This is a genomic window from Variovorax sp. E3 (assembly GCF_016082275.1).
Taxonomy (GTDB): domain Bacteria; phylum Pseudomonadota; class Gammaproteobacteria; order Burkholderiales; family Burkholderiaceae_C; genus Variovorax.
In genome coordinates, this window is sequence record NZ_MOWM01000275.1 from 1 (window position 1) to 5,337 (window position 5,337).

Annotated in this window: 5 protein-coding genes; all 5 read right to left on the reverse strand. The window is 69.6% G+C overall.

Annotated features, from left to right (window positions below):
• Positions 1-74: 74 nt before the first annotated feature.
• The 5 genes from BMG07_RS39715 to BMG07_RS39735 are packed head-to-tail and all read right to left on the reverse strand — an operon-like array spanning position 75 to position 5,279.
• Entirely contained in the window at positions 75-2,222 is a 2,148-nt protein-coding gene (locus BMG07_RS39715; protein WP_198089073.1) for a TonB-dependent siderophore receptor, read from the reverse strand.
• A 5-nt stretch (positions 2,223-2,227) separates the two neighbouring features.
• Complete coding sequence (gene thiE, locus BMG07_RS39720; protein ID WP_198089074.1) at positions 2,228-3,163, reverse strand: thiamine phosphate synthase; 936 nt, start codon at positions 3,161-3,163, stop codon at positions 2,228-2,230.
• Positions 3,160-3,969, reverse strand: a complete 810-nt coding sequence (locus BMG07_RS39725; RefSeq protein ID WP_198089075.1) for a thiazole synthase — start codon at positions 3,967-3,969, stop codon at positions 3,160-3,162. The genes thiE and BMG07_RS39725 overlap by 4 nt, the downstream gene beginning before the upstream one ends.
• 24 nt (positions 3,970-3,993) lie before the next feature.
• Entirely contained in the window at positions 3,994-4,191 is a 198-nt protein-coding gene (thiS, locus tag BMG07_RS39730) for a sulfur carrier protein ThiS (protein WP_198089076.1), read from the reverse strand.
• The gene (locus tag BMG07_RS39735; RefSeq protein ID WP_198089077.1) at positions 4,188-5,279 is read right to left on the reverse strand and encodes an FAD-dependent oxidoreductase; all 1,092 of its coding nucleotides are present in this window, start codon (positions 5,277-5,279) and stop codon (positions 4,188-4,190) included. The genes thiS and BMG07_RS39735 overlap by 4 nt, the downstream gene beginning before the upstream one ends.
• Between the last annotated feature and the right edge of the window lie 58 nt (positions 5,280-5,337).

A 5,337-nucleotide genomic window follows, 5' to 3' on the forward strand; every position in this document is an offset into this window, starting at 1 on the left:
AGATTATAGCGTGATTTTTTAGCGCTTCTCAAAGTTGCATGTTTGCTTCAAACAATTTGTGAGGCGCGCCACACTCACAGCGCAATGCTCACGCCCAGGCGCAGCGTGCGTGGCGCACCCGGGAACAGGTAGACGTGGCTGAACTGGTAGGGCGACTCCTTCCAGTAGCGGCGGTCGAACAGGTTGTCGACCGCGAGCGTCCAGCTCGTGTTCACGCCGCGCAGCTTGGTGTCGTAGCGCAGCACCGCATCGACGCGCGTCCACGACGGCAGCGTGATCGAACCATCGGGCAGCACATTGCGCCGGCCTTCATATGAAAGCTGCCCCGCGAGTTCGAGACCCGGCACCGAGGCGACGCGATAAGCAGCCTGCGCGCGCAGCACTTCCTTGGGCACGTTGGTCGGCGACTGGCCGTTGAGCGCCGGGTTCGCCGTGCTGCCGCGCCGCTTCGCGTCGATCACCGCGATGCTGCCGCCCAGTTTCCACGGCCCCTGGATCCACTGCGCGCCGGCCTCGAGTCCGCGATGCACCGCGCGCCCGTCGTTGCGCACTTCGCACAGCCCGCTGCACAGGTCGAGGTTGGTCATGGGCCGCGAGATGTCGAACCACGCGAGCTGCCAGTTGAAGGCCTCGTTGCCGCCCTTCAGGCCCAGCTCCCACTGGCGCGAGGTGAGGGCGGGCAGCGCCTGCCCCGCGTTGCTGTACTGCGTGCTCTTGTTCGGCACGACCTGCGACTCCACGCCCTTGCCCCAGCTCGCGTAGGCCAGCAGGCCGGGTTGGATCGCATAGCTGGCGGCGAGCCACGGCGTGGTCACGTCCTGCTTGTAGCCGGTCGGGTTCGAGCCGTCGTTGCCGATGCTGCTGCGGTCGAGTCGCGTGTGGCGCACGCCGAGCCAGGTGGTGAAGCGGTCGTTCCAGTGAATCGCGTCCTGCACCGACAGCTCGGTCGAGCGCTCGTCGCGGTTGGTCTGCGGCGTGGTCGCGTCGGGGCTGGCCGGCACCATCGCCGTGGCCCAGATGTTGCCGACGCCCGCGTAGTTGTAGGCCTGGTTCTGAAAGCGGTTGCGCACGCGGCTTTGCAGCAGGCCGAAGCCCAGCTCGTGCTTCACGCTGCCCGTCATCACGTTGCCCTTGAGGTTCAGGCTGCCCGCGGTCTGCGTGCGGCGCTCGTTGTCGCTGCGGAAGTCGTAGACGTCGAAGGTGCCGTCGGAGCAGTAGCGGTCGTAGTTGCCTTCGGCGCCGCAGCCGAAGGCGTAGGCCAGGCGGTCGTCGGACTTCAGCCGCTGCTGGCCGATCTGCGCGCTCCAGCGCCAGTCGGCGTTCAGTGCCTGGCTGAAGCGCACCGTGCCCGTCAGCGCCTTGAACACCGAAGGCTGCGACCACGGTTGGTTGTTGAGGTTGATGCGCGGATCGACCGGCCTCGGCAGCACGCTGCCCAGCAGGCTGTAGCCGTTCTGGCTCGGCTGCGTCTTGCGGCTTTGCTCGATCTCGAACTCCAGCACCGAGTCGCGCGTGATGCGCCAGTCGGCCGCGAGCGAGAACAGGTTGCGGTTGCCGTCGAGGTCGTGCGTGATCGGCTTGAGGTTTTCGCTCGCCACGTTGATGCGGTAGCCGAACTGCCGGTTCTCGCCGAAGCGCCCGCCCAGGTCGATGGCGCCCAGCAGGCTGCCGCGGCTGGTGGTTTCGATGCGCACCGTGCGCAGGTCTTGTTCGGTCGGCCGCTTCACGACGTAGTTGACCAGCCCGCCCGGCGCGCTGGTGCCGGCCTGGATGCCGCTGGTGCCGCGCAAGATTTCGACGCGCTCCTTGTTGTCCAGGGGGATCGATGTTTCGGCGCTGATCGGCAGGCCTTCGCGCCGGTAGTTGAAGCGGTTGTCCAGCACGAAGCCGCGCACCGTGAGGTAGTCCCAGTAGCCGGCGGAGTTGTAGGCGTCGGTGACCGAGGCGTCGAACTGCGTGAGGTCCGCGAGCCGGCGCGCGCCGCTGGCGCGCAGCTGCTGGCTGTCGATCACCGTGGCCGACAGCGGCAGCTCGCGCAGCGGCACGTCGCCGAAGCCGCTGATGTCGGCCTGCGGCGCGGCCGCGCCTTCATTGACGGTGACTTCGCGCAACGCGGCCTGCTGCGCCTGCGCCCCGCAGGCCGCGGTGAAGAGGAGGGCGGCCAGTGCGCGCGGAACGGGCGAGAGCGGCCAGGAAAAAGGAGAGGGCTTGGGTTGGTTCATTCTGTTCAGTTGCCGGCGGCGGCAGTCATCGCCGCCATCCATTGCGCGGCCGTGGCTTCGGGGTCTTCGGCCGCGACCAGCGCGCGCACCACGGCGACGGAGCCGACGCCCGTGGCCAGCACTTCGGGCAGTCGCACCGCGTCGATGCCGCCGATGCCGACCTGCGAGTAGCCGCGCAGCAGGCGCGCATAGGCGCCAAGCCGGGCCACGCCCTGCGGCGCGGTCGCCATCTTCTTGAGCGTGGTCGGGTAGACCGCGCCCATCGCGATGTAGCTCGGGCTCACCTTGTCGGCGCGCACCATTTCGGCATAGCCGTGCGTGCTGACGCCCAGCCGTGCGCCCGATGCGCGCAACTGCGCAAGCTGCTCGGGCAGGAGCGCGTCGAGGTCTTCCTGGCCGAGGTGGATGCCGTAGGCCCCGGCCGCGATCGCGACCTGCCAGTGGTCGTTGATGAAGAGCAGCGCGTCGGTGCCGCGCACCGCTTCGACGGCGGCCTGCACTTCGCGCTCCACCGCCGCTGCGTCATCGGACTTGAAGCGCAACTGCACCGTCGGCACGCCCGCGCGCGCCATGCGGCCGACCCATTGCGCATCGGGCAGCACGGCGTAGAGGCCGAGGCGTTCGGGGCAGGGCGGAAACGCGTCTTCTCGCGTGGTCGGTGGAAACGGGCGCATGCCGAAATCGGCGGGCGAGTCGGGCCACAGCGCGGCGTCGAAATTGCTCAGGCGCAGCGTCTGTGCGCGCCAGGCCTGGGCGAGGCATTCGGCGTCGATCTCGATGAAGCCCAGGGCCGAGCAGGCCTGCTTGGCGCCGCGATAGACCGGGTCGTCCGAAGAGAAGACCGGCGCGCTCACGGGCGCGGAAGTGATGGCACCGAAGCGCAGCCCGTGGGCCGCGACGATGGCTTGCGCGACGGCGCGGGCGTTGTCGAGCGTGCTCATGGTGCGTGGTGCCAGAAGGGCGTGCCGAGCACGGGCGTGCTGGGCTGCGCGGCGTCCTGCGAGGCCATGGCGCCGGCACGGTGCGCGGTGCGGCCGGCCTGCACCGCGTCGGCGAATGCACCGGCCATGGCCACCGGGTCTTGCGCCAGCGCCACCGCCGTGTTCAGCAGCACGCCGTCGTAGCCCCACTCCATCACCTGGCAGGCATGCGAGGGCAGGCCCAGGCCGGCATCCACCAGCATCGGCACCTTCAGCCGTTCGCGCAGCACCTGCAGCGCATAGGGGTTGACCGGCCCGCGACCGGTGCCGATGGGCGCGGCCCACGGCATCACGGCCTGGCAGCCGATGTCGACCAGCCGCTGGCACAGCACCAGGTCTTCGGTGCAATAGGGCAGCACCTTGAAGCCGTCGCGAATCAGCTGCGAGGCCGCGTCGACGAGGTTCAGCGTGTCGGGCTGCAGCGTGTAGTCGTCGCCGATCAGCTCGAGCTTGATCCACGGCGTGTCGAACAGTTCGCGCGCCATCTGTGCGGTGGCCACCACTTCCTGCACGCTGTGGCAGCCGGCGGTGTTGGGCAGCACCGGCACGCCGAGGCGGCGCAGCAGCTCCCAGAAACCGTTGCCGAGCTCGCTGTTGCCGGAGCCCTGGCTGGCGGTCTGGCGGCGCAGCGACGCGGTGAGCATCGCGGGCTTCGCGCGCTGCACGGCGGCTTCGAGCAGGTCGGGCGAGGGGTAGCGCGCGGTGCCCAGCAGCAGGCGGCTCTGGAAGGTTTCGCCGTAGAGCACCAGGGGATCGTTCGTGGTCATGTTCCGTGTCTCCATCAAATTCATTCAGCCGCCCGTGACGGGGCGGATCACTTCGATGCGGTCGTCGGGCTGCAGCGTGCGCCCGGCATACGCGGAGCGCGGCACGAACTCGCGGTTCACCGCCACCGCGAAGGGCGGCGCGGCATTCAGCGCGGTGAGCGCGTCGGTCAGCGTGGCGTGCTCGGGCAGCGTGAAGGGCTTGTCGTTGATCAGGATGTTCATGTGTCGAAGGTCTCCATGCCGAAGCTCGCCGCCAGCGTCGAGCGGCCGTGCGCGAGCAGTTCCATCGCGGCGTCGAGCAGCGCGGGCGCGATCATGAAACCGTGGCGGTACAGCCCGTTGATGCGCAGTACGCGCGGCTGAGGCTTTTCGATGGCGGGCAGGTTGTCGGGCAGGGTGGGGCGGCACTGCGTGGCGATCTCGACGATGCGCGCCTCGGCAAAACCGCTGTGCACGGCATAGGCGGCGCTCAGCAGTTCGAGCGTGGAGCGCACGCTGGCGGGCGACGTGTCGTCCGACTCGATTTCGGTCGCGCCGATCACGAAGAGGTTGCCGGGCTTGGGCGCGATGTACAGCGGGTAGCGCGGATGCACGAGGCGCGTGGGCCGCTGCAGCGTGACTTCGGGCGCATGCACGCGGATCACTTCGCCGCGCACGCCGCGCAGTGCATTCCATTGGGGACGGGCGCCGAGGCCGCGGCAGTCGATCAGCCAGTCGGGCTGGCCCGGCGTGCCGGGTGTGAAGTCCGAAGGGGCGCGCGGCGATTGCCAGCGCAGCGTCACGCCGGGGCTTGCCTGCAGCGTGGCGAGCAATGAAGAAAGCAGTGCGCGGTTGTCGAGCTGGCCTTCGCCCGGCAGGAACAGGCCTTGCGCGAAGCGCTGGCCGAGCGAGGGCTCCAGCGCGGTGATGGCCGGGCCGTCGAGCGTCTGCATCGGTGCGAGTTCGGGCACTTGCGCGCCGGTGTTGGCGAGCACGCGCGCGAGCCGCGCGGCTTCGGCGGCGTCCTGCCGGTGCCACAGCACCAGCGTGCCTTCGCGCTGGAAGAACACGGGCTGCGCGAGCGTGGACAGCAGCTCGGGCCAGCGCGACAGCGCGTGTTGCCCCATGCGCACGACCGACACGGGCGCCACGGCCGATTCGGCCAGCGGCGCGAGCATGGCCGCGGCCACGCGCGCCGCCGCGCCTTCGGCTTCGGGGCTGCCGGCTTCATGCAGGTCGACCTTGCAGCCCGCCTGCGCGAGCGTGACCGCGAGCAGGCGCCCCATGAGGCCCGCGCCAAGAATGGCTGCCGATTGAAAAGGAAGTGTCATGGTCTTGCTCCTTCCCCTTCCGGGGGAAGGCTGGGATGGGGGCAGCCAGAGCGCGCGA